We start from the raw sequence: 22,052 nt of genomic DNA, 5'->3' as shown, positions 1-22,052 counted from the left end.
AATTGTTTTCATTCAATAAAAAAAATTCTGTTATGTATATTTCATTCAAGAAAACTGCTTTATTAGTTTTAAGTATTTTTTTTATTATATCAATTATTTCTTGTAATAAAAAGAAACTTATAGAAGTTGTAGAAGTTCCACTTCCTTCTAAAGAGGAAAAAATGACTCTTGGAACTCCAGAAGATGTTGTTGCTCAAAAAGGAGCTTTCGAATTGGTAAAATTGCCATACAAATATGATGATTTTTCTCCAAATATTGATGCCGTTACTATGGAAATTCATTATTCTAGACATTATTTAACGCATACTAACAATTTAAATAAAACTTTAGCCGGAACAGAGAAAGAGAGTTTAACAATTGAGGAATTACACAAGAAACTAGATATGAGTGATGCCAATATGAGAAATAATCTTGGCGGATATTACAACCATAGTTTGTATTTTGAAATATTAACGCCAAAAGGTGATGCTAAACCTATAGACTCATTAGCTGCAAGAATTGCTAGAGATTTTGGTTCGTTTGAAAGTTTTAAAACTCAGTTTTCTGATGCTGCGACTAAACAATTTGGCTCTGGTTGGACTTGGTTGGTAGTTGACAAAACCGGAAAATTACAAATAACAAGTACACCAAATCAAGACAATCCGTTGATGCCAAAGCAAATAGTTTCTGGAACACCAATTTTAGCAATTGATGTTTGGGAACATGCATATTATTTGAGTTATCAAAGCAATAGAAAAAAATACATATCAAATTTTTTTAATTGCATAAATTGGAAAAAGGTCAGTCAAAAGTTTGATGAAGCAATAAAATAGAAAAAAAATTCTATTAATTATCTTCTTCCTCTGACATATTTGACTTAGAATAATTTCTCCATTTCTCAATACAATCTTTCATGTCTTGAGGCAATTCTGTTTCAAAACGCATCATTTTTCCAGTTGTTGGATGAATAAAACCTAAAGTTTTAGCGTGAAGTGCTTGTCGAGGCAAGGTTTTAAAACAATTATCAATAAATTGCTTATATTTTGTAAACGTAGTTCCTTTTAATATTAAATTTCCACCATAACGTTCATCATTAAACAAAGTGTGACCAATGTGTTTTAAATGAACTCTAATTTGATGTGTTCTTCCTGTTTCTAATTTACAAGAAATCAGAGTTACATATCCAAAACGCTCTAATACTTTATAATGAGTTATAGCAGGTTTTCCAATTTCTGGATCTGCAAAAACTGCCATTTGCATTCTGTCTTTTACGTGTCGAGCAATATTGCCTTCAATGGTTCCTTCTTCTGCTTTTACGTTTCCCCAAACGAGTGCAATGTATTCTCTTTCAGATGTTTTTGCTTCAAATTGTTTGGCTAAATGCGTCATTGCAATTTCAGTTTTGGCAACAACTAACAAACCAGAAGTATCTTTATCAATTCGATGAACCAATCCTGGACGTTCTGAACTATTTAATGGTAAATTTTCAAAATGATATGCCAAAGCATTTACCAAAGTTCCGGTATAATTACCATGTCCTGGATGAACAACAAAATTTGGTGGTTTATTTATTAGCAGCAATGCATCATCTTCATAAACAATATCTAACGGAATGTTTTCTGGATCTACACGATTTTCAAATGGTGGATGCGCAAGTAAAATTCTAACAACATCAAGTGGCTTTACTTTATAATTAGATTTTACAGGAACATCATTTACATAAATATCACCATTAGTTGCCGCATTTTGAATTTTATTTCGAGTAGCATTAGGAACTAATAACATCAAATACTTATCAATTCTCAAAAAAGCTTGTCCCTTTGGAACCTCATATCTATAATGTTCAAAAAGTTCTTCTTCTGGTTCTTGAAGATCAATATTATTCTGCATTTTTTATTGTATCATTTTGTTTTTCTAATTCTCTTTCAATTTTATTGGCAACATTTACAATACTATCAACTTCAGAATCGTCAAATATTACTTCTCCATCACCAAGAACTAAATCAACTTTAGTTTTCTTTAAAACTTTCATTCCTGGTTTTATTTTTTTTCCATTAATCCACATTTCAAGAACCATATCTTTTCCTAAATAAGGAACATATCTAACTTCGCCTTCCAACAATCCTATTGCTTTTAATGTAGGAACAGCTTGTCGATAAGTTTTCTCAATTAAATCTGGAACACTCACCATTTTATAAGTAGATGCATTAATTGTTAGGTAAATTATTCTACCTGCTTTTACTTTAGAACCAGAACTTGGATCTTGTTGCACAACTCCCATTTTAGGAAATTCGGGTTTATAGTCTACAGTATCAATTATTTGATAATCTAAACCCAATTGGTTAAGCTTGTCATCAACTTGGTCTTCACTCATTTTTCCTAAATTGGGAACAGTAATTTCGTCACCATGATTTGTGATAAAAGTTATCCAATGAAAAAATATAAAAGCCAAAACAGCTAATATTGAAATTGCTGCCAATATTTGAGCAAAAAAGACACGACTTGTAATGTATTTACCAAAACTCATAAAAAAAGTATTTATCGCAAAGATATAATTTTTAGTTTCAACAATTGTGCTATTTTTGTATAGTAATTAAAATTATATCTTCAATGAACGTAGCAGTAGTTATGGGTGGATATTCAGATGAGTCTGTAATATCTTTACGTAGTGGTCAATTAATTCTAAATCATATTGATAAAAGTAAATATGATGCATTTGAAGTACACATTCTTCTCAATGATTGGTATTGTTTAATTGATGAAATAAAATATCCTATTAACAAAGCCGATTTTTCATTTAAAAAAGACAATCAAACAATAAAATTTGATGTTGCTGTAAACACAGTTCACGGAACACCAGGAGAAGATGGACATTTGCAAGCATATTGGGAATTATTAGAATTACCATACACAGGTTGTAGTTTTTATCAGTCGAGTTTGACTTTTAATAAACGAGATACACTTTCAGTTTTATCTAAATTTAATATTCCTAAAGCTAATTCTATTTATTTATCTAAAGGTGATGTTATTGATGGTGACAAAATCGTATTAGAACTTGGCTTACCATTTTTTGTAAAACCTAATCAATCAGGAAGTTCGCTTGGTGTGTCTAAAGTAAATTCGTTAGACCAACTAGATAAAGCAATTGAATTTGCCTTTGCTGAAGATAATGATATTTTAATTGAATCTTTTTTAAAAGGAAGAGAAGTATCTGTTGCGGTAATAAAATATGAAGGTGAAACAAAAGTTCTTGGTATTACTGAAATTTTAAGTGAAAATGATTTTTTTGATTATGAAGCTAAATATTTAGGAAAATCTAAAGAAATTACTCCTGCAGATTTACCATTAGATATTGAAAATCATGTAATTGAAACCGCCAAAAAAGTATATGAATCACTTGGTATGAGCGGCTTTTCGAGAACCGATTTTATTATTATGAATGATATTCCACATTTCATAGAGATAAATACTAACCCAGGATTATCTCCACAAAGCATTTTTCCGCAACAAGCTACTTATGCGAAAATACCTATGATTAATTTGTTAAATAACGAAATTAGTTTAGCTTTACAAAGAAAACCTATTTGGAAGAAGTAAAATATACTCAATTATGGCTTTAGTTTAATTGATTATTTTTTTAATAAATTAATTTTTAAACTAAATAACATATTATGAAAATAAAACTAATCAGCTTAAAAAACCTTCTGCTTTTTGCATTATTATGTATTACTTTACAAGGAAATAGTCAAAATAGATTTGTAGCGAGTGGCGATATATTTGGGAATAGAGTTTTTATTAAAAACAATGGACAATTCAATAATATATTACCCAATAATAAAGAAGTTCTGTATGGCTATGTAAATAGTGATGAGCAAGTTTATTTTAGCAATCAAGGATTGACTTATCTATTACAAAAAAAGAAGCCATTGAGTCATGAAGAGTTTGAAAAAATTGAACATGGAAAAAAAATTAAAAGAAAAGCAACAAAAAAATATTTTGTTTCAGTAAATTGGGAAAACTCAAACCCAAATGCAGAAATTATTGTTGATGAAAAACAAACTTTTTATCATTCATTTGGAGATGAAAAATATAAATCTGATTGTTTTAAAAAGATAACCTACAAAAATATTTATAACAATATAGATATTGAATATGTTTTTACAAATGAAAAAGAAAACGGAATAAAATATAATGTAATTCTATATCCTGGCGCCAATTTAGAGGATGTAAAAATTAAATATTCAGGCGATATTAAAAAACTAATACTTAAAAATGGAAATGTAATAATTAAAACACCAATTATAGACATAACAGAGCTTGCTCCTAATAGTTTTCAAAATGATTTAAAGTTGGAATCTAATTTTAAACTTGATAATAATATAATTTCTTTTAATTTTCCAAATGGATATGATAAAAATCAAAAAATTACAATTGATCCATGGGTTATCAATATTTCATTTGCAAATAATAATTATGCTTATGATGTTGATTATGATTATGCAGGTAACTTTTATGCCTATGGCGGAAGTGGTCCATTTTTAATTTCTAAATTTTCACCAACTGGATCTTTAATTTGGACTTTTGATGGAGTAGTACCATCTGCAAATTGGTTTTCAAATCCTGTAATAAATTACCCAAGCAATTTTATTGTTGATAAAGTTTCTGGAAAATCCTATACTGGTCAAGGATTTAATTATGGAACGCAAATTATTAGAATTGACGCATTTGGAATTTATGATAATTTTATAAGTCTTGCAAATCCAGCTTGGGAAGAAATTTGGGATATGGGTTACAGTTGCGGTGATGGAACTATCTTTGGTCTTGGAGGCGGAACTACAAGTAATGTTTCGGCAGGAATTCTAAATACAACAACAGCATCAATCAACCCTCAAAGTTTTACAGGATTAAGTTCTGCTGGTCAAGATATTGTATCACATACAATTGATTCTAATGGCGTTGTTTATTTTCTTTATGCAAGTTCATTTGAAACTCAAACAAGCAATGCTTTATTAAGAGTAAATTCATCTTTCGATGGTAATTCTTGGTTTACATCTACTGGATATACTACTTTTGAAGAGTTAGGAAATAAAATTTATCCTGGAAGTGGACTTTCCTATCCTTCATCAAATGGTTTTAATGCTCTTGCAGTAAATAATAACTTTTTATTCTATTATGATGGTTATAATTTAAAAGCTTACAATAAAAATACTGGAATAGGAATAAACGAAATTCAAATTTTAGGGCTAACAGCAAGATATCAAGGCGGAATTGCAGTAGACGAATGTAATAACATTTACATTGGCGGAAACGGTTCAATTTTATGTTATAATTTTAATGGAACTAGTTTTACACCAAATGGAACAATTCCAGTTGCTTCAACTACAGCAAATAAATATATTACTGATATAAAATTAAAATCAGGAACTAATGAATTGTATGTAACTGGAAGTGGTTTTTGTGGAATTTATATAGCAATAAACAGTTCATCTTGTTCTACAACTTCTTCAATTAATGTAACTTCAACTTTAGTAAGCCCAAATAACTCAACTGCAGTTGCAACTATTGTAACAACAGTTACAACTCCATTAATTACTTATACTTGGTTAAATGCAAGTAATACAATTGTAAGCCAAACAATTAATTCATCATCATCTACAAATACTGTTAACAATTTAGTTAACGGAACTTATACTGTTTTGGCTCAAATAAACGCACCTTGCGGACCAACAGTTTCGCAAACTATTATTACTAACTCATCAACAACTACCATTACTCCTACTTTTACTGCTGTTTTACCAATATGTTCTGGAACCATTTTATCTCCTTTGCCAACAACATCTAATAATAATATTACTGGAACTTGGTCACCAGCACTAAACAACACTCTTACAACAACTTATACCTTTACACCAGCAATTGGTCAAGATGCAACAACAGTAACCTTAACAATAATTGTAACTCCAATTGTAACTCCAACTTTTTCTGCTGTTAATCCAATTTGTGAAGGTACAGTTTTGGCTGCATTACCAACCACATCCAATAATGGAATTACTGGAACTTGGTCACCAGCTTTAAATAATTTAACTACTACAACTTATTTATTTACACCAACCACAGGACTTTGTGCCTCGACTACAACCTTGCAAATTGTTGTGAATCCAAAAATTACTCCAACATTTGATCCAATTGCTCCAATATGTTTTGGTGGAATTGTTCCTACTCTTCCTTCAATATCGTTAAACGGAATTTCTGGAACTTGGTCACCAACAACTGTAAGCAATACTTTGACTGGAGATTATATATTCACACCAAATGCAGGAGAATGTAGTCTTTTACCTCCATCATTAAGCGTTACTGTATTTGAAGATTTTAATTTTACAATAATTCAAGATTGTGTTGATAAAAAATTCACGCTAGAAGTAGTTCCAATTGGTAATTCATTTGATGCCAGTACAGCTTTTTATACTTGGGAAGAAAATAGTAATGTTATAGTAAATTCAAACAATTCAATTCTAAATGTAACTGATTATATTAATTCAAATTCAATAATTGTAAATTTACCATTATCTTTTAATGTTACTGTTTTATTACCTAATGGTTGTTATAAATCTCAAAATCTTTCTGTTGCAAAAATATATTGTGATATTCAAAAAGGTATTTCTCCAAATGGTGACAACCTAAATGAATTTTTCGATTTAGAATTATTAGATGTAAAAAAATTGACTATTTTTAATAGATATGGTATGAAAGTTTATTCAAAAGATAATTATTCAACTCAATGGATTGGTCAATCAAATTCTGGAAAAGAATTACCAGACGGAACATATTACTATTTAATAGATTTTGATACTGTTGAACCATCTGTAACTGGATGGATATATATTAACAGAGAAATAAAATAAAACTATGATAGTTTTAATTGGAACAAATTCCAAAATTATTAAAAATGGAAATATATCAAATGTTAATTGTCCTAATTGCAAAATCAATTCAACATTACATTATTCTGTTTATTCAAGATATACACATTTAACTTTAATTCCCTTATTTCCTGTTGGAAAAGAAGCTGTTGTAACATGTGAAAGTTGTAACAATATTATCGAAATTAATAGCTTAGATGATAAAACAATTTCAAAATTATATGTTGAAAACAATAATCTAAAAAATCCAATTTGGATGTTTTTTGGTAGCTTTATAATAATTTTAGCAATTATTTACGGTATTTTTAATTATTATAAAAACAATAATGAAACTGAAATTTACATTAAAAAACCAATGGTTAATGATGTTTATGCTATAAAAGATTCAAAAGGTTATTATTATACATTAAGAATTGATGCAATTTCAAACGACAGTATTTTTGCAACTGAAAACGATTTTCAAGTAGATTTACCTTATGATATTGATGAAATTAACAAAACCAAAAATTACACAAAAAACAAAATAATTTATTCTAAATTTGAACTTTTAAAATTTTATAAGGATGATAAAATCATTTCAATAATTAGAAATTAACCAAAACCAACAAAACTATGATTTTTTACGGAACAAAAGCTAGTAATTTATTAAACGGACAACTCATAAATGTAGATTGTCCAGAATGTAAAACTAACACATCAATGACATATAGCGTCTTCGGAAAATATGCTTACATTTATTGGATACCAATATTTCCAATGAGTAAAGTTACCGTTGCAGAATGTAATCATTGCAAAAAAACTTATGAATATAAAGATTTGTCAGAGCAAATAAAAACAAAACTAGATAGAGAAAAAGAAAAAAGCGGATTAAAAACTCCAATCTGGATGTTCTCTGGATTGTTTGTTATTGCAGCATTGGTTGCAATTGCATTTTATGTTTCTGGTCAAACTAAAGATAAAGAGCAAACTTATATTAAAAACCCAAAAGCTGGTGATGTTTATAGTATAAAAGCCGACGACGGAAATTTTACAACCATGAGAGTTGATAAAGTTACCAAAGATTCTATATATTTTACTTACAACGACTATCTAACTGATCAATCAACAGGAATTAGTAAAATTGATGTTGATAAAAACTATACTATTGAAAAAGATGTTACTACACAAAAAAATCTGCAAGAATTGTATAAAAAAGAAACAATCTATTCAATAGATAGAGAATAATCAAGATTTAATGAAATGTAATATTTTTACCTTAAAAAATAAAAAAAACATCAATAATGGATTCTAAATTTCAAATAGAAAAAGAAAAAAAAGGGCTAAGTAAACCTTTAATTGTACTTTATATTATATTATCTATTGCAGGTTTAATGGCATTTGGAGCTCTTTATTATAATTATAGAAAAGATAAAGAAAAAACCTATATCGCCAATCCTCAAAAAGGTGATGTATATTCAGTTGAATTAGATAATGGTCATTTTAGTACTATTAGAGTTGGCCAAGTTAATAAAGACAGTATTTATATAACCAACAATGATTATGAAATTGATATGTCAGATAAAATTGATGAAATAGATATCGATAGAAATTACACCTTAGATAGAGCTGTTACCACTCAAAAAGATTTAGAAAAATTATTTAACAAAGGAATCATTTATTCAATAGACCGAAAATAATGAAAAAAGCAATATTTCCTGGCTCATTTGATCCTATAACCAATGGACATTATGATATTATTAAAAGAGGAATTTCTCTATTTGATGAAGTTATTGTTGCTATTGGAGTGAATTCTGAAAAAAAATATATGTTTTCACAAGAAGACAGAAAACGCTTTATTGAACAAGCTTTTAAAGACGAACCAAAAGTAAAAGTAATTACTTATGTAGGTTTAACGATAGACTTATGCCGAAAAGAAAAAGCCGAATTTATTCTTCGTGGTCTAAGAAATCCAGCCGATTTTGAATTTGAAAAAGCAATAGCACACACCAACAGAAGATTGTCTAAAATTGAAACTGTTTTTTTATTAACAGCTTCCAAAACATCCTATATTTCATCAAGCATTGTAAGAGATGTTATTAGAAACGGAGGCGATTATACAGTTTTAGTTCCAGATTCTGTAAAGATATAATCAACATAAATTTCACAGATTTACAAATAATAATTTATAAAATCTGTGAAATTTACCTGTCAACAGACTTGTTTGTTTTCTTAATTTTCAGAATTTAAAACCAAATTTCAGAATTAATATGTAATCATTCCAAACGCATTATGTCTAGATGCGCCAATTCCAGTATCTCCATTAATAATATACACACCATTTGTAAAAGATAAATATCCTGTTGCTCCAACGAATCTTCCTGTACCTCCTGTTATAGTAAAACCTCCAACATAGGTGGCTTCTAATGCAGAGCTAAAAGTTAAAAGAACTGTTGATTGAGAATATAACATATCTCCGTTAGCTGCAGTAATGATGTCATTAGAGGCATAGTTAAAAGTACCATCTCCATTATTTTGCAACAAGGTTGCCGTCTGAACTGCTTGAAATCTTCCAAGATGAGTCATAATACCTCCGCCTATTGAACCTGTAGGAGTGTCTGTACCCTCAAATGAATTGGAAATATTCCTTTCAACTGCTGTTTTTGCTTGTACACTTAAGAGTTCAGTTTCATCAATTGATGAAGAATCACAAGAAACGAAAAACATAAAAATAATAATTGCGAGCATTGAAAATTTTGCTTTCATAATGTTTAAGTATTTAATAATTAATAAAATACCACGTCATTAAGGATAAACATGTAAATTTTAGGGAGAAATATAACAAACAATAATCTATTAATAATTTGTAGTCTTTTGAATGACTATTAGATTAAGTTGTTTTTTTAAGATTGAGTATTTAAAATTACACATTAACTTTTATTTATTTTTTTAATGTCGATAAAGTGTTAATTAAATCGATAAAATACATTTTTAATGCAAAAAAAGTAAAAAAAGAACAGAAATATGTTAATTATATCAATGAAAATAAACGTACCGATTCTAAATGTGGACTTTTATGTGGTAATGAATCTCGATTTAGTTTTTCAGTCTCAGTCACAGTTTTCATAAATATAAGCTCAAAACTGTGACGGCCAACTGTGATTCTATTACTCCTCTTTCTTAACAACTTTTCGCGCTACTTCAATTTTAAATTTCTTCCCTTTCATTTTTTCGTCGCGAATATTATTTAATAAATCTTTTGTTTTATTGAATTTTACAGCTGCAAACGAGATGAAATCTTTTACTTCTATCAAACCCAAATCACCTTTTTCTAGTTTTCCTTTTTGAGAAAAGAAACCTACTATATCTATTTTGTTTAGCTTATTTTTCTTTCCACCACTGATATAAATAGTTTGAAATTCAGGTGGTTTTGGTAAAGTGGTTGCATTTTCAACATTTAAAACTGGCATTTTATAATCCAAATAGTCCATTTTTTTCTCACTTTCATGAGCAATGATATAAGCAGTTCCAGATGCTAACATTCTAGCAGTTCTTCCATTTCTATGTGTAAATTCGTCTTCCTTAGATGGTAAATGATAATGAATTACGTGTTTCATTTCTGGAATATCCAAACCTCTAGCAGCCAAATCTGTTGTGACTAAATAACTTACACTTCCGTTTCTAAATTGAATTAAAGCACGTTCACGTTCATCTTGATCCATTCCACCGTGATAATAAGTTGAATAAATTCCTTTTTCGTTTAAGGTATCACTAATGCGTTCTGCAGCATCACGATGATTGCAAAAAACAATTGCCGATTGCGATTTTAAAGAGCATAACAAATTAAAAAGTGAATTTATTTTATCTTTTTCTTTAGAAACTACCATTTTTAAAGAAAGATTAGAATTTTCTTCTTCTGTTGGAATAAAATCTAAAATGGTTGGATTAACAACTCGTGTATATTTAGGAATTTCAATATCTGAAGTTGCTGATACCAAAACACGTTTATTCAATTTGGTTAATCTTCCAATGATATAAGTCATTTGCTCATGAAAACCAAGTTGCAATGATTTATCAAATTCATCAAGAATTAAGGTTTCAATTTTATCAGTTTTAAAAGTTGCTCTATCAATATGATCGGCAATTCGTCCTGGAGTTCCAATTAAAACTGCTGGTGGATTAGACAAATTTTTAATTTCGGTATCAATAGAATGTCCACCATAGCAAACATTTACCTTGTAATCTGTTCCCATTTTTTTCCAAACTTGTTCAATTTGCAAACCCAATTCTCTTGACGGAACTAATATTAAACATTGAACTCCAGCAATTTCTGGCTGCAACATTTCAAATATTGGAAGTAAAAAAGCTAGTGTTTTGCCCGAACCAGTTGGCGAAAGCAATAAAACATTGGCATCATTTAAAATAGCATCTTGTGCCATTTCTTGCATTTCGTTTAAACTTTCAATACCAAGATTTAAAAGTAAATTGTTGGAATGTGTATTTCTATTCATTTGGCAAAGGTAAAGCCAATTGTGAATTTTAAAATAGCAATTAGTATTATTTATATTAATAAATTAATAATATTTTCTTACATTCGTTTTATGAAATAAATAAAAATATAAAATATTAGCTTTTACTTAAAGAAACTCTGGTAAGAAAATCTCGAAAATTTTAAAACAGACAGAGTCAGATGGGTAAAGCTCACACTATTAGGTGTGGGCTGACCTATTTTGTCTGTTGGGTGTTTCGAGATACCTCTTACCTAAATAGTGTTCAGTTTTCCACACCTTCTTTATTAATACATAGTTATAAAGTCATACTTTGTTCTATTTATAAGAAATAATAAAGAGTTCTTGTTGAAAAAATCATTGTTGAAAGGTTTTAATTAAGGAAAGAAAACAAATGTCTAACCAATTAAAACCAACGCGAATGAAAAAACCATTAAAAAAATTTAAAATTTTTCTTTATCTAATCTTGGCAACATTTTTGTACTATAGTTGCACACAAGAGAAAGAATACATAAATGGACAAAATCGAATTAATTTTGATTTAAAAGAAAAATCATTGAAAGAAGCACTCGACATGCCAGTTTTTAGTACTGCTTACAGTAAATTGACTAAGAAAAAATTTAGTTCAACGACTTCTGAAACAGCAAGAACTGCACTCGAAGACCAATTTGGGTTTACTATTGTAACGGATGAACCTGTTAGAATAATTACACATGCTGACGGAACAACTTTTTTTACATTGTTAATAGAAAGAGAAGTTAAAGAAGAGTTGAAATTTGAGAACTTAATAATAAGAGTGAAAGATGGTGAAACAGTTGCTGCAATTATTAAATACTTCATGAATGAAAAAGCAGTAAGGGTAGAAGAACACGATTCTTATAAAATGACATTTAATGAAAAGGAGTTCACAGATTTGAATATTGAAGGTAGAACTTTTTGGTCAACAACTCCTGGTGGAGCAGAATGTATAACTACTCAAGAGGTTCTATGCAGTGATTTAACTGGACAAGAGCATGAGATACATGTTGCAAATTCAAATTGTTTTTATCATGCTTTTTTAAATGGATTTGCTTTTATTACTTTTAGTGATTCAACTTTTTGTTTTCCTAATGTTATTGGTGGAGAAAATGTTTCAACATCTTCATCCTCTAGTACTTCAACTTTTAATAGTAGCGGTGGTTTTAATAGTAATATTCTTGAAACTGTCCTGCCTTGTCATACCGCTAATTGTATTGAAGCGGATAGTACAGAAACTCCTTGTGATCGCTTGAAAAGATTAACTGCACATGATTTAGCTGCTGACGGTTTAAAAGGGAAGTTGGTAGCATTAAGACCAAAAACAAACACTGGTAGAGAATATGGTTTTGGTTTAGAATATAAAAATTCTATTGATAAATATACAAATATTGATGTTCCTATAAATCCAAATGATTACAATATGATTATGTCTGAATATGGTGGATATATTTTTGGCGCCGCTCATAATCATGGTGTGAATGACAAACCAGTTCCTGGTTTTGGTGATATAAGATTTTTGAACGTAATGTATGAAGAACCTAATACGAGAGATTATAACAGACCAAATTTGGTGACGTATGTTGTAGTTAGAAACCATGTAAGTTCAACTCCAGCAACTTTTACTTATGCATTAATGATAGATAATCAAATTTTATTAAAAAATAAAATAGATTTAGACATGAATTCATTACCTGCATCATGGGATGTTATGAGAAAATTAAAATCCATTCTTGAAGCAGACTCAAAATATTATGGTGATGACTCATCTACATATGAACAAAAATTTCTTGCCAAATATGGAAATTATGGTTTTACACTATATAAAGCTGCTGATGATAATTTTACTAACTGGAATAAAATAAAACTTGAAGGTGGAATTGTAATTACAATTCCATGTCCATAAAATTAAAATATGAAAATTATGAAAAAAATAAATCTAATTATACTTTTACTTAGTGTATTAAATTCTAAAGCACAAACTCCTATTATAAATAATTTAGATTGGAATGGAGTCTCTATACCAAACTCTTATGTAAAAGACATCAATAATGATATGAATCAATTCGTTGGGACATATGTATATCAAAATAATGGTGTCTACTTTAAAATTATACTTAAAAAGGTTACTATGGTTCCTTACATTACTTTTTTTGCAGACTTAATAGTAGGTGAGTTTGAATATCTAGATATTAATAATACAGTTAGTACACTAAGTGAAATTGATATTATATATGACGACGAATATCTTCATAATATTGCAGGTTTATCATTGATAGAAAATAATCAAGATTTTCCTTGTAATGATTGTTTACTCAACGAAAAAAGAATGAACTTGTTTTTTAGTGATACACAAGTTGGTAGTGATTTAATTATTAGAAGAACAATTATTGGTGGAAATGAAGTGCTAAAAGCTTTTCGCCGTACAATAAATGTTGGTCATCGGGTTGGAGATAATTACATTTCAAACATAGTTCCCGATGGTGAATACATTTTAATAAAACAACCATAAAATTTAATCTTAATTGTATAAAAACTGCCTCAAAAGGCAGTTTTTTTTATTAAAAAAAGATATTAATTAAAAAAGCTACTCAAATAACAATTTAATATTCTCATAAGAATTTTTTAAAGCTTGCTTAATTTCTTCAGGATTGAGCCAAGCCACTTTTTCTATTCCTTCATTGGCTTGTGGAATTGGTGTACCTTCAAAATCGGTTTTCATTTCAAACCAATGTGTTATTTTTAATCTATAAACACCATTTCGCTTAAAAATATGGTAAGTTTTTTGAAGTTTTTTGGTAATTTTTAAATTATTTACTCCAGTTTCTTCTTCAACTTCACGAAGCGAACAATCTTCAATTTCTTCACCTTTATCACATCCACCTTTTGGCAAATCCCATTTTCCGTTTCTAAAAATAAATAAAACCTCACCATTTTTATTAAAAACCAATCCGCCACCAGCTTTTTTTACAGGAATTTGCTCCTTAACTTTTTTTAAAAGTTCTTTTTCATCAGGATAGTATAAATAAGCTTTCTTAATCTTATTGTTGAACATCTTTATAATAAGTTGCTCAACATCAATACTTTCAAGCAAAAATATTTGAAAATCGGTTTCTTTTTCGATTTCATTTGTTAAAAAAAGTGGCTTATCGTTGACAAAAACTTTATACATTTGCAGTATGATTTTTAATAAAGACACAGCCGAAAAAACAGCCGAATTGCTTTTGCAAATAAATGCAATTAAATTGAATCCATCAACACCTTTTTTATGGGCATCGGGATGGAATTCACCAATTTATTGTGATAATCGCATAACGCTTTCATTTCCAGCTATTAGAAATTACATTCGCGATGAGTTTGTGCACCAAATAGAAGAAATTTATGGAAAACCAGATGTAATTGCTGGTGTTGCAACTGGCGCAATTGGTATTGGGATACTTGTTGCAGAAGTGCTTGGACTACCATTTGTATATGTTAGACCAGAACCAAAAAAGCATGGTAGACAAAATCAAGTTGAAGGTTTTTTACAAAAAGGTCAAAATGTTGTGGTTATCGAAGATTTAATTAGTACCGGAAATAGTAGTTTATTGGCAGTTGATGCCTTAAGAGAAGCTGGTGCAAATGTAAAAGGTATGATTGCAATTTTCTCTTATGGATTTGATATAGCTAATGATAATTTTAAAAATGCTAATGTAGAATTGAATACTTTGAGCAATTATGAAAGTTTATTGACTTTGGCAGTTGCAAAAAAATATATTACAGAAGAAGAACAAAAAACGCTTGAAGAATGGAAAAAAAATCCATCTGAATGGAATGTTTTAGAAAATAAATAAAAACCATAATTAAAGAACGAGATTATTTCGTTCATTATAATGAATAAAAAATGAATTTAGAAAGCCCAAAAGTAACCGTTGAAAAATCGGCAGAATATATATTTAATGCGTTGTCGGAAGTTAAAAATTTCGAAAAATTAATGCCCGAAAATATTGCAAAATTTGAAGTTCTTGGCGATGATATTTTTAACTTTGGACTAAAAGGTATGCCCGAAATAAAATTGAGAATGAAAGATAAAATTCCTAATTCTAAAGTGGTATTAAATGCTGCAAGCGACAAACTTCCGTTTTCATTAATCGCCAATATCATTAGTACTTCTGATAATTCATGCGAAGTAAAATTAGATTTCGAAGGCGAATTCAACTCAATGATTGCAATGATGATTAAAGCGCCAATAACAAAATTTCTTGAGACCTTGGCTACAAATATGAATAAGCTATAAAATAGAAATAATATCAAACTTTTAAAACCTTTTAATACATTTTAAAAGGTTTTTTTTATGGATAATAAGTTGAAAAACAACTACAAAAAAGAAATGCTTACCTTTGCACCCAAATTACAAGTAAAATGAGCACTTTTGAGCAGTTTAATCTTCCTAAATCTTTGCAAAAAGCAATAGACGAACTAGGTTTAACAACACCAACACCAATTCAAGAAAAATCTTTTTCGTCAATTATGTCTGGAAGAGATGTAATGGGAATTGCCCAAACTGGTACCGGAAAAACATTTGCCTATTTACTTCCGTTACTAAAACAATGGAAATTTGTTCATACAGATTCACCAAGAATAGTAATTATTGTTCCAACTCGTGAACTTGTTGTGCAAATTGTTGATGTTGTTGAAAGTTTAACCAAATATATGTCGGTAAGAACACTTGGAGTTTATGGTGGTGTAAATATCAATACTCAAAAAAAGCATGTTCGTGAAGGAATTGATATTCTGGTTGGAACTCCTGGTAGAACAATGGATTTGGCACTTGACAATGTTATTAGATTTGATTCTACACAAAAACTTGTAATAGATGAATTTGATGAAATATTAAATTTAGGTTTTCGATTTCAAGTTACATCTATATTAACGATGATAAAAGGTAAACGTCAAAACATATTGTTTTCGGCAACAATGACAGATGATGTTGATGAAATGCTTGATGATTATTTTGATTTACCCGAAGAAATAACGCTTGCCGCATCTGGAACTCCATTAGAAAAAATTGAACAAATTGGCTATTACACACCCAATTTTTTAACTAAAATTAATCTTCTCAAAGGATTACTTCTTAGCGATGAAAGCATGAGTCGCGTATTGATATTTGTAAACAATAAAAAAATTGCCGATTTAGTTGCCAATAGTATTGAAGAAGATTTTCCTGAACAATTTGGAATAATTCACTCTAATAAATCGCAAAATTATCGTTTAAACACGATGGCATCTTTTCAGCAAGGAGAAATTAAAGGAATTATTACAACTGATGTTATGGCTCGTGGATTAGATATTTCTGATGTAACTCATGTAATAAATATAGAGTTTCCAGAAGTTCCCGAACAATATATTCACAGAATTGGTAGAACTGGTCGTGCAGATAAATCAGGTATTGCAATTAGTTTTATTTCGCCTGGCGAAGAAGAAATTCAAATTCAAGCCGAGGTTTTAATGGAAAAAGAAATAAAGTTTTTAGCTTTTCCAGACAATGTTGAAGTTGCGGTGCGTCTTTTAGAATTTGAAAAAGACAAGAAAAAGATGAAACATTTGCTAAAACGACCAAAAAAAGAAGGTGGAGAAGCATTTCATGAAAAATCTATAAAAAATAAACAAGTAAACCTTGGTGGTCCAGGAAAAGTAAAACCAAGAAAAACAAAACCTACAAATCGTGGTGTTGAGAAAAAAAGAGCAGCAAAAAGGAAGAAAAAATAAAATATTTTTTATTGACAATTGTTTGCCATAAATTTCAGAAGTATATTTGTGGACTGATTTTTGCAATTAAATAAAAATACTAATAAAAAATTGGGGTCGACTGGTTTTGACAGCGAGTGGAATTAAATTGTAAGCACGTCGAGCATTGTACTTTTTGCTCGTAAATCCAAATGTACAAAAACATAAACGGCGAAGGAAACTACGCTCTTGCTGCATAATCTGAACTATAGTAAGATTGGCCTTGTTCCTATTAGATAGGAAAGCAGGATTTACCTCGATAGCTTTGGTTTGTGGCGGTCGATAAAGGTAAATCGTAAATATAAACCTAAGAACAGCAACGCTTCGTGGCTGTTACGAAAAAATTAGAAGATAAGTATTTTGTGGCTGTTTTTGGCCCAGCAGAATAACGAAAATTAAATCAAAAAATAAGCGTGTAGAAAGCTCTTTGATTGCTTGTTTGGACCCGAGTTCGATTCTCGGCGACTCCACTAAAAGGATAATTCATTTTGGATTATCCTTTTTTTGTAGAAATCAATCTACACAATGTTGTAGAAAACATTCTACCATGATAAAACCAAAAATAGTATCAACTTTGTATATAGAAAAAACAACTATATATGACAACTTTTCAACTTGACAATAACGTAGTTCATTTTAATAAAAAATTTGGTATAATAACTGATAAACAAGTAATTATAACCAAAGGAACCGATCAAAATAAAATTAATTTTGAATCTATCAATAATGTTAATCTTATAAAAAGAAGAGTTTTTTATCTAAACTCTATACTTCTATTAATGAGTATTTCAATTTTTATTTATACTTTTTTCTTTTTAAAATCAGAAATTGTAGAAATGTATTATTCTTTAATATTTGCATCATTGGTTCTTTTAGTATTTTCATTAATTCATAAATTCTATTTGTATATTCTTGTAATTAAAGAAAAAGATCATGAACCTATTGAATTGAAAACTACACAAATACATCGTAAATGTATAAAAGAATTTTATTATAAAATTGTAAAGCAAGTTCCAAACAAAAAAAAAATAATTAGTTTTCTGGTATAGAGACTTCGCCTTTCCAATTCATAAAACCACCATCAAGATTATAAGTATTTTCAAAACCCATTTGTTTCATTATATTACAAGCTTGCGAACTCCTTGCTCCTGCTTTGCAATAAACATAATAATTTTTAGATTTATCCAACTCTTCGAGTTTATAAATAAATCCTTGTCCTTTGTAGATATCGTTTAAAATTGCATTAGGAATTATTCCTTCTTCCCATTCTTGTTGAGTTCTTACATCAAGAATAACCGCATTATTATCTTCATTTAACTGCTTTTTCCAATCTGATTGTGATAAATTCATTTCTATTATTTTTTTCAAAAATAGTAAATTCAATTTCAATTTCAACTCTTGGTATTTTAATAATAAATGATTAACAAAAAAATAACATAACATTTGTATATACAAATAAAATATAATTTACATTTGTAATATCAAATTAGATTATAAAATCATGAATATTGAAGAAGTAATAAAATCGACGGTTTCATTAGATGATTCAAAAAAAGTTATTTTAAACTTTAGCTATACTCAAAATGTAATTAGTGATAAATTTCATGAAATACTAAAACCATTTGATATATCGAGAGAGCAATATAATGTTTTAAGAATTTTACGTGGTCAAAAAGGTTGTCCGGCTAACATGAACGTTATTCAAGAAAGAATGATCGCCAAAAACAGCAATACAACTCGACTTATTGACAAACTTCTTATTAAAGATTTAGTTACAAGAAAAAAATTGCCCAGAAAATAAAAGAAAAATTGAAATTTTAATTACTGAAAAAGGTTTAGAATTATTAAACATTTTAGATCCAAAAGTTATTGAACACGAAAAATATTTTGCAAGAAATTTAACCCACGAAGAGTTAAAAACATTAAACAATTTATTAGAAAAATATAGAATACTAAAATAAAAAATATGTCACAGTTTATAAAAGATGCCAATTGGCGTTATGCTACAAAACAGTTTGATAGCACAAAAAAAGTTTCAAAAACGGATTTAGACACTTTAAAAGAAGCGATTAGACTTTCTTCTTCTTCTTATGGATTACAACCATATAAAGTTTTAATAATAGAAAATTCAGATTTAAGAGAGCAATTACAACCTGCTTCTTGGGGACAATCTCAAATTGTTGATGCTTCTCATATTATAGTTTTTGCAAATACTATTAATATCGGAAATGCCGAAATAGATACTTATTTTAAAAATTTAATAGAAACTAGAAACATTCCATCAGAAGCAATTCAAGGTTATTCAGATTTTATGAAATCTAAAATTAATAATTTATCAGAAGATGCTAAAAATACTTGGACATCAAAACAAGCTTATCTTGCTTTAGGGAATTTATTAAATGCTGCATCAGAATTAAAAATTGATGTAACTCCAATGGAAGGATTTGAACCAAGCAAATACAATGAAATACTTGGATTAACAAAATTGGGATTAAATGCCACAGTAATTGCAGCAATTGGATATCGTCATGAAGATGATGCTACTCAAAATTATGCAAAAGTGCGTAAATCAAACGAGGACTTATTTAACAATTTATAATCAATAACTTAAAACCATTAAAATGAAAAAATTAAAAACAATTGCAATTGCACTATTAATTGTCTTAGGAACAACTGTTTCTGTAGCACAAAACAAAAAAATCAATATTGAAAACAGCAAAATTACTTGGCTTGCCAAAAAAACTGGAGGTCAGCACGAAGGAACAATCAACTTTACTAGCGGTACTTTAGTATTTAAAAAGAAAGCTCTTAAAGGAGGAAGCTTTGTTGTAGATATGAATTCAATAAACACTACCGATTTAGAATCAGGAAAAGGTAGAGAAGATTTGAATGGACATTTAAAATCTCCTGACTTTTTTGGCGTAGAAAAATTCCCTACATCTAAAATTGAGTTTAAAACAATTTCAGGCAAAGGAAAAGGGTTGTATACAGTTACAGCAGATTTAACAATAAAAGATATTACAGAACCAGTAACTTTTGACATTACTGTTACTGGAAAAACTGCAACTACATCGTTTAAAGTTGACAGAACTAAGTACGGAATAAAATATAAATCAAAATCAGTTTTTAGTGATTTAGGTGATAAATTTATTTATGATGATTTTGATTTAACTATAAAATTAGAATTCTAATTTAAAATAATTATTAGTGATTACAAAACCTTAGAGCGAAATCTTTAAGGTTTTTTTTGTTTATTTGCTTTATGAAAAAAGTACTAGTTATTGACAATTACGACAGTTTTACCTACAATTTGGTTCATTATTTAGAAGAACTAAATTGTGAAGTTGTAGTTTTTAGAAACGATGAATTTGAAATAGAAGAAATAGAAAATTTTCAAACAATAATACTTTCTCCTGGAGCTGGAATTCCATCAGAAGCTGGATTATTAAATGAAGTAATTAAACGTTATGCTTCAACAAAAAAAATATTAGGAATTTGTCTTGGTCAACAAGCAATAGGAGAAGTTTTTGGAGGAACACTTTTAAATTTAGAAAAAGTACATCATGGTATTGCAACAACAATTTCTGTACTAGTAAATGACGAAATAATGTTTAAAAATTTGCCTCAACAATTTGAAGTTGGTAGGTATCATTCTTGGGTAATAAATTCAATAAATTTTCCTGAAGATTTAGAAATTACATCACAATTAATTACTGGCGAAATAATGTCAATTAGACACAAATTATATAATGTAAAAGGACTTCAATTTCATCCAGAAAGTATTTTAACACCATTTGGAAAAGAAATTTTATCTAATTGGATTAATGAATAAGAAAGTCTATTTTATATTAAGTAATTATTTATGTAATATTATATAATTTATTGAATAATAATTGTTTAAATAGCAACTATAGATTTTTACTATATTGAATATTTTAAATAAAAAAAATAAATTTTTAAGAAAATCATCTTGTAAAAACCAATTTATTTTCTTTACTTAAATTAGCATCAAAAGCATAACCTTCATAGTTAAAACCTTTCAACTCATCAATAGTTTCAGCATTAGTATCAATAATATATCTAACCATCATTCCTCTAGCTTTTTTGGCAAAAAAACTTATCATTTTTAGTTTTCCATCTTTATAATCTTTGAATTCTGGAGTGATTATTTTTGCCTTTAATTTTTTAATATCAACTGCTTCAAAATATTCATTACTTGCTAAATTTATAAATAATTCATCTTTTTTTAATTGGGAATTTAATTCTTTAGTAACAGTAGATTTCCAAAATTCATAAAGGTTTTTATTCTTTCCTATTGATAATTTTGTACCCATTTCTAATCGATATGGTTGAATTAAATCTAATGGTTTTAATAATCCATACAATCCAGATAAAATTCTTAATTTTTCTTGTACTACTTTTATTTTTTCCTCAGATAAGGAATAAGCATCTAAACCAAGATATACATCGCCATTAAAAGCAAAAATTGCAGGACGCGAATTTTCTATCGATAAGTTTGCAACATCACGTTCTTGATTACGTTGCCAGTTTAAATCAGCCAATTTATCTGAAATACTCATTAATTGCATTAACTGCTTAGGTTTTTTTCTCTTTAATACCTTATCAATTGATACAGATTGCTTTGTAAAGTTGTATTCTGAATATAATTCGACAGGCAATTGGCTTTCAAAATCAAGGGATTTGGCTGGTGAGATTACAATTTTCATTTTCGCTTTTTTATTTTCAAAATTAATAATTAGTTTGGATTTAATTATACTTTTTCTATTTCATTTTATCAATTAATATATTGTTTTTAACCTCAGATTCACAGATTTTTTAAATAATTATATAAATCTACAAATCTGTGGAAAATTTTAAACTTATTTGA

At 28.5% G+C, this 22,052-nt stretch carries 23 protein-coding genes, 1 other RNA gene and 1 pseudogene; 18 read left to right on the top strand and 7 right to left on the bottom strand.

From position 1 onward, the window contains the following. Window positions 1-32: 32 nt before the first annotated feature. A complete protein-coding gene (locus ACH2BO_RS12180; RefSeq protein ID WP_395045003.1) occupies window positions 33-812 on the top strand; it encodes a superoxide dismutase in 780 nt (259 codons plus the stop codon). A 13-nt stretch (window positions 813-825) separates the two neighbouring features. Here ACH2BO_RS12180 and ACH2BO_RS12175 read toward each other — a convergent pair whose 3' ends face one another. Then, a complete protein-coding gene (locus ACH2BO_RS12175; protein ID WP_395045002.1) occupies window positions 826-1,869 on the bottom strand; it encodes an RluA family pseudouridine synthase in 1,044 nt (347 codons plus the stop codon). Continuing rightward, a complete protein-coding gene (locus tag ACH2BO_RS12170) occupies window positions 1,859-2,506 on the bottom strand; it encodes a PASTA domain-containing protein (protein ID WP_395045001.1) in 648 nt (215 codons plus the stop codon). The genes ACH2BO_RS12175 and ACH2BO_RS12170 overlap by 11 nt, the downstream gene beginning before the upstream one ends. A gap of 83 nt (window positions 2,507-2,589) precedes the next feature. On the opposite strand from ACH2BO_RS12170, the gene ACH2BO_RS12165 reads away from it, so the two are divergent. The 6 genes from ACH2BO_RS12165 (at window position 2,590) to coaD (ending at window position 9,027) form a co-directional block, all read left to right on the top strand. Continuing rightward, window positions 2,590-3,576, top strand: coding sequence for a D-alanine--D-alanine ligase (locus tag ACH2BO_RS12165; protein ID WP_395045000.1), 987 nt, complete (start codon window positions 2,590-2,592; stop codon window positions 3,574-3,576). Window positions 3,577-3,650: 74 nt separating this feature from the next. Next, window positions 3,651-6,881: a gliding motility-associated C-terminal domain-containing protein gene (locus tag ACH2BO_RS12160; RefSeq protein ID WP_395044999.1), complete on the top strand. Its 3,231-nt coding sequence runs from the start codon at window positions 3,651-3,653 to the stop codon at window positions 6,879-6,881. 4 nt (window positions 6,882-6,885) lie between these two features. After that, window positions 6,886-7,494, top strand: a complete 609-nt coding sequence (locus ACH2BO_RS12155; RefSeq protein WP_395044998.1) for a zinc-ribbon domain-containing protein — start codon at window positions 6,886-6,888, stop codon at window positions 7,492-7,494. 17 nt (window positions 7,495-7,511) lie between these two features. Further along, complete coding sequence (locus ACH2BO_RS12150; RefSeq protein ID WP_395044997.1) at window positions 7,512-8,123, top strand: hypothetical protein; 612 nt, start codon at window positions 7,512-7,514, stop codon at window positions 8,121-8,123. Between the two features lie 56 nt (window positions 8,124-8,179). Next, window positions 8,180-8,575, top strand: coding sequence for a hypothetical protein (locus ACH2BO_RS12145; protein WP_395044996.1), 396 nt, complete (start codon window positions 8,180-8,182; stop codon window positions 8,573-8,575). Further along, a complete protein-coding gene (gene coaD, locus ACH2BO_RS12140; protein WP_395044995.1) occupies window positions 8,575-9,027 on the top strand; it encodes a pantetheine-phosphate adenylyltransferase in 453 nt (150 codons plus the stop codon). Before ACH2BO_RS12145 ends, coaD begins: the two co-directional genes overlap by 1 nt. Window positions 9,028-9,140: 113 nt before the next feature. On the opposite strand, the gene ACH2BO_RS12135 is transcribed toward coaD, so the two are convergent. After that, complete coding sequence (locus ACH2BO_RS12135; protein WP_395044994.1) at window positions 9,141-9,623, bottom strand: hypothetical protein; 483 nt, start codon at window positions 9,621-9,623, stop codon at window positions 9,141-9,143. A 419-nt stretch (window positions 9,624-10,042) separates the two neighbouring features. After that, window positions 10,043-11,386, bottom strand: a complete 1,344-nt coding sequence (locus ACH2BO_RS12130) for a DEAD/DEAH box helicase (protein WP_395044993.1) — start codon at window positions 11,384-11,386, stop codon at window positions 10,043-10,045. Between the two features lie 418 nt (window positions 11,387-11,804). On the opposite strand from ACH2BO_RS12130, the gene ACH2BO_RS12125 reads away from it, so the two are divergent. Beyond that, a complete protein-coding gene (locus tag ACH2BO_RS12125; RefSeq protein ID WP_395044992.1) occupies window positions 11,805-13,304 on the top strand; it encodes a hypothetical protein in 1,500 nt (499 codons plus the stop codon). A 9-nt stretch (window positions 13,305-13,313) separates the two neighbouring features. Beyond that, a complete protein-coding gene (locus tag ACH2BO_RS12120) occupies window positions 13,314-13,910 on the top strand; it encodes a DUF6705 family protein (RefSeq protein ID WP_395044991.1) in 597 nt (198 codons plus the stop codon). A 75-nt stretch (window positions 13,911-13,985) separates the two neighbouring features. Here ACH2BO_RS12120 and ACH2BO_RS12115 read toward each other — a convergent pair whose 3' ends face one another. After that, complete coding sequence (locus tag ACH2BO_RS12115; protein ID WP_395044990.1) at window positions 13,986-14,570, bottom strand: NUDIX hydrolase; 585 nt, start codon at window positions 14,568-14,570, stop codon at window positions 13,986-13,988. 7 nt (window positions 14,571-14,577) lie between these two features. Between ACH2BO_RS12115 and pyrE the strand changes: the two genes are divergently transcribed. From pyrE to ACH2BO_RS12090, 5 genes are all read left to right on the top strand, one after another. Then, window positions 14,578-15,231 (top strand): orotate phosphoribosyltransferase, encoded by a 654-nt coding sequence (gene pyrE, locus ACH2BO_RS12110; protein WP_395044989.1) that lies wholly within the window; start codon window positions 14,578-14,580, stop codon window positions 15,229-15,231. Between the two features lie 50 nt (window positions 15,232-15,281). After that, window positions 15,282-15,674 (top strand): SRPBCC family protein, encoded by a 393-nt coding sequence (locus ACH2BO_RS12105; RefSeq protein WP_395044988.1) that lies wholly within the window; start codon window positions 15,282-15,284, stop codon window positions 15,672-15,674. 125 nt (window positions 15,675-15,799) lie between these two features. Beyond that, window positions 15,800-17,146, top strand: a complete 1,347-nt coding sequence (locus tag ACH2BO_RS12100; protein WP_395044987.1) for a DEAD/DEAH box helicase — start codon at window positions 15,800-15,802, stop codon at window positions 17,144-17,146. Between the two features lie 92 nt (window positions 17,147-17,238). Further along, window positions 17,239-17,637, top strand: a transfer-messenger RNA (tmRNA) gene (gene ssrA / locus ACH2BO_RS12095). Window positions 17,638-17,763: 126 nt separating this feature from the next. Then, window positions 17,764-18,213 carry a hypothetical protein gene (locus ACH2BO_RS12090; protein WP_395044986.1) on the top strand — a complete coding sequence of 150 codons (450 nt, stop codon included), beginning with the start codon at window positions 17,764-17,766 and terminating at the stop codon, window positions 18,211-18,213. On the opposite strand, the gene ACH2BO_RS12085 is transcribed toward ACH2BO_RS12090, so the two are convergent. Next, entirely contained in the window at window positions 18,197-18,514 is a 318-nt protein-coding gene (locus ACH2BO_RS12085; protein WP_395044985.1) for a rhodanese-like domain-containing protein, read from the bottom strand. The two genes, ACH2BO_RS12090 and ACH2BO_RS12085, sit on opposite strands and share 17 nt — an antisense overlap. Before the next feature lie 151 nt (window positions 18,515-18,665). On the opposite strand from ACH2BO_RS12085, the pseudogene ACH2BO_RS12080 reads away from it, so the two are divergent. From ACH2BO_RS12080 to ACH2BO_RS12065, 4 genes and pseudogenes are all read left to right on the top strand, one after another. Further along, window positions 18,666-19,125 (top strand): annotated as a pseudogene (locus tag ACH2BO_RS12080) (MarR family winged helix-turn-helix transcriptional regulator). A gap of 5 nt (window positions 19,126-19,130) precedes the next feature. After that, on the top strand, window positions 19,131-19,763 hold the full coding sequence (locus ACH2BO_RS12075; RefSeq protein ID WP_395044984.1) for an NAD(P)H-dependent oxidoreductase: 633 nt from the start codon (window positions 19,131-19,133) through the stop codon (window positions 19,761-19,763). A 22-nt stretch (window positions 19,764-19,785) separates the two neighbouring features. After that, window positions 19,786-20,355 carry a YceI family protein gene (locus tag ACH2BO_RS12070; protein WP_395044983.1) on the top strand — a complete coding sequence of 190 codons (570 nt, stop codon included), beginning with the start codon at window positions 19,786-19,788 and terminating at the stop codon, window positions 20,353-20,355. A gap of 71 nt (window positions 20,356-20,426) precedes the next feature. After that, entirely contained in the window at window positions 20,427-20,996 is a 570-nt protein-coding gene (locus ACH2BO_RS12065) for an anthranilate synthase component II (RefSeq protein WP_395044982.1), read from the top strand. Window positions 20,997-21,129: 133 nt separating this feature from the next. Here the strand turns inward: ACH2BO_RS12065 and yaaA are convergent, their stop codons facing one another. Then, entirely contained in the window at window positions 21,130-21,891 is a 762-nt protein-coding gene (gene yaaA, locus ACH2BO_RS12060; protein ID WP_395044981.1) for a peroxide stress protein YaaA, read from the bottom strand. Between the last annotated feature and the right edge of the window lie 161 nt (window positions 21,892-22,052).

The sequence above is a fragment of the Flavobacterium sp. genome (assembly GCF_043773265.1).
In the GTDB taxonomy this organism is placed as follows: Bacteria; Bacteroidota; Bacteroidia; order Flavobacteriales; family Flavobacteriaceae; genus Flavobacterium.
Note: the sequence above shows the minus strand (reverse complement) of the source record. Positions and strands in the feature narration are given on the sequence as shown.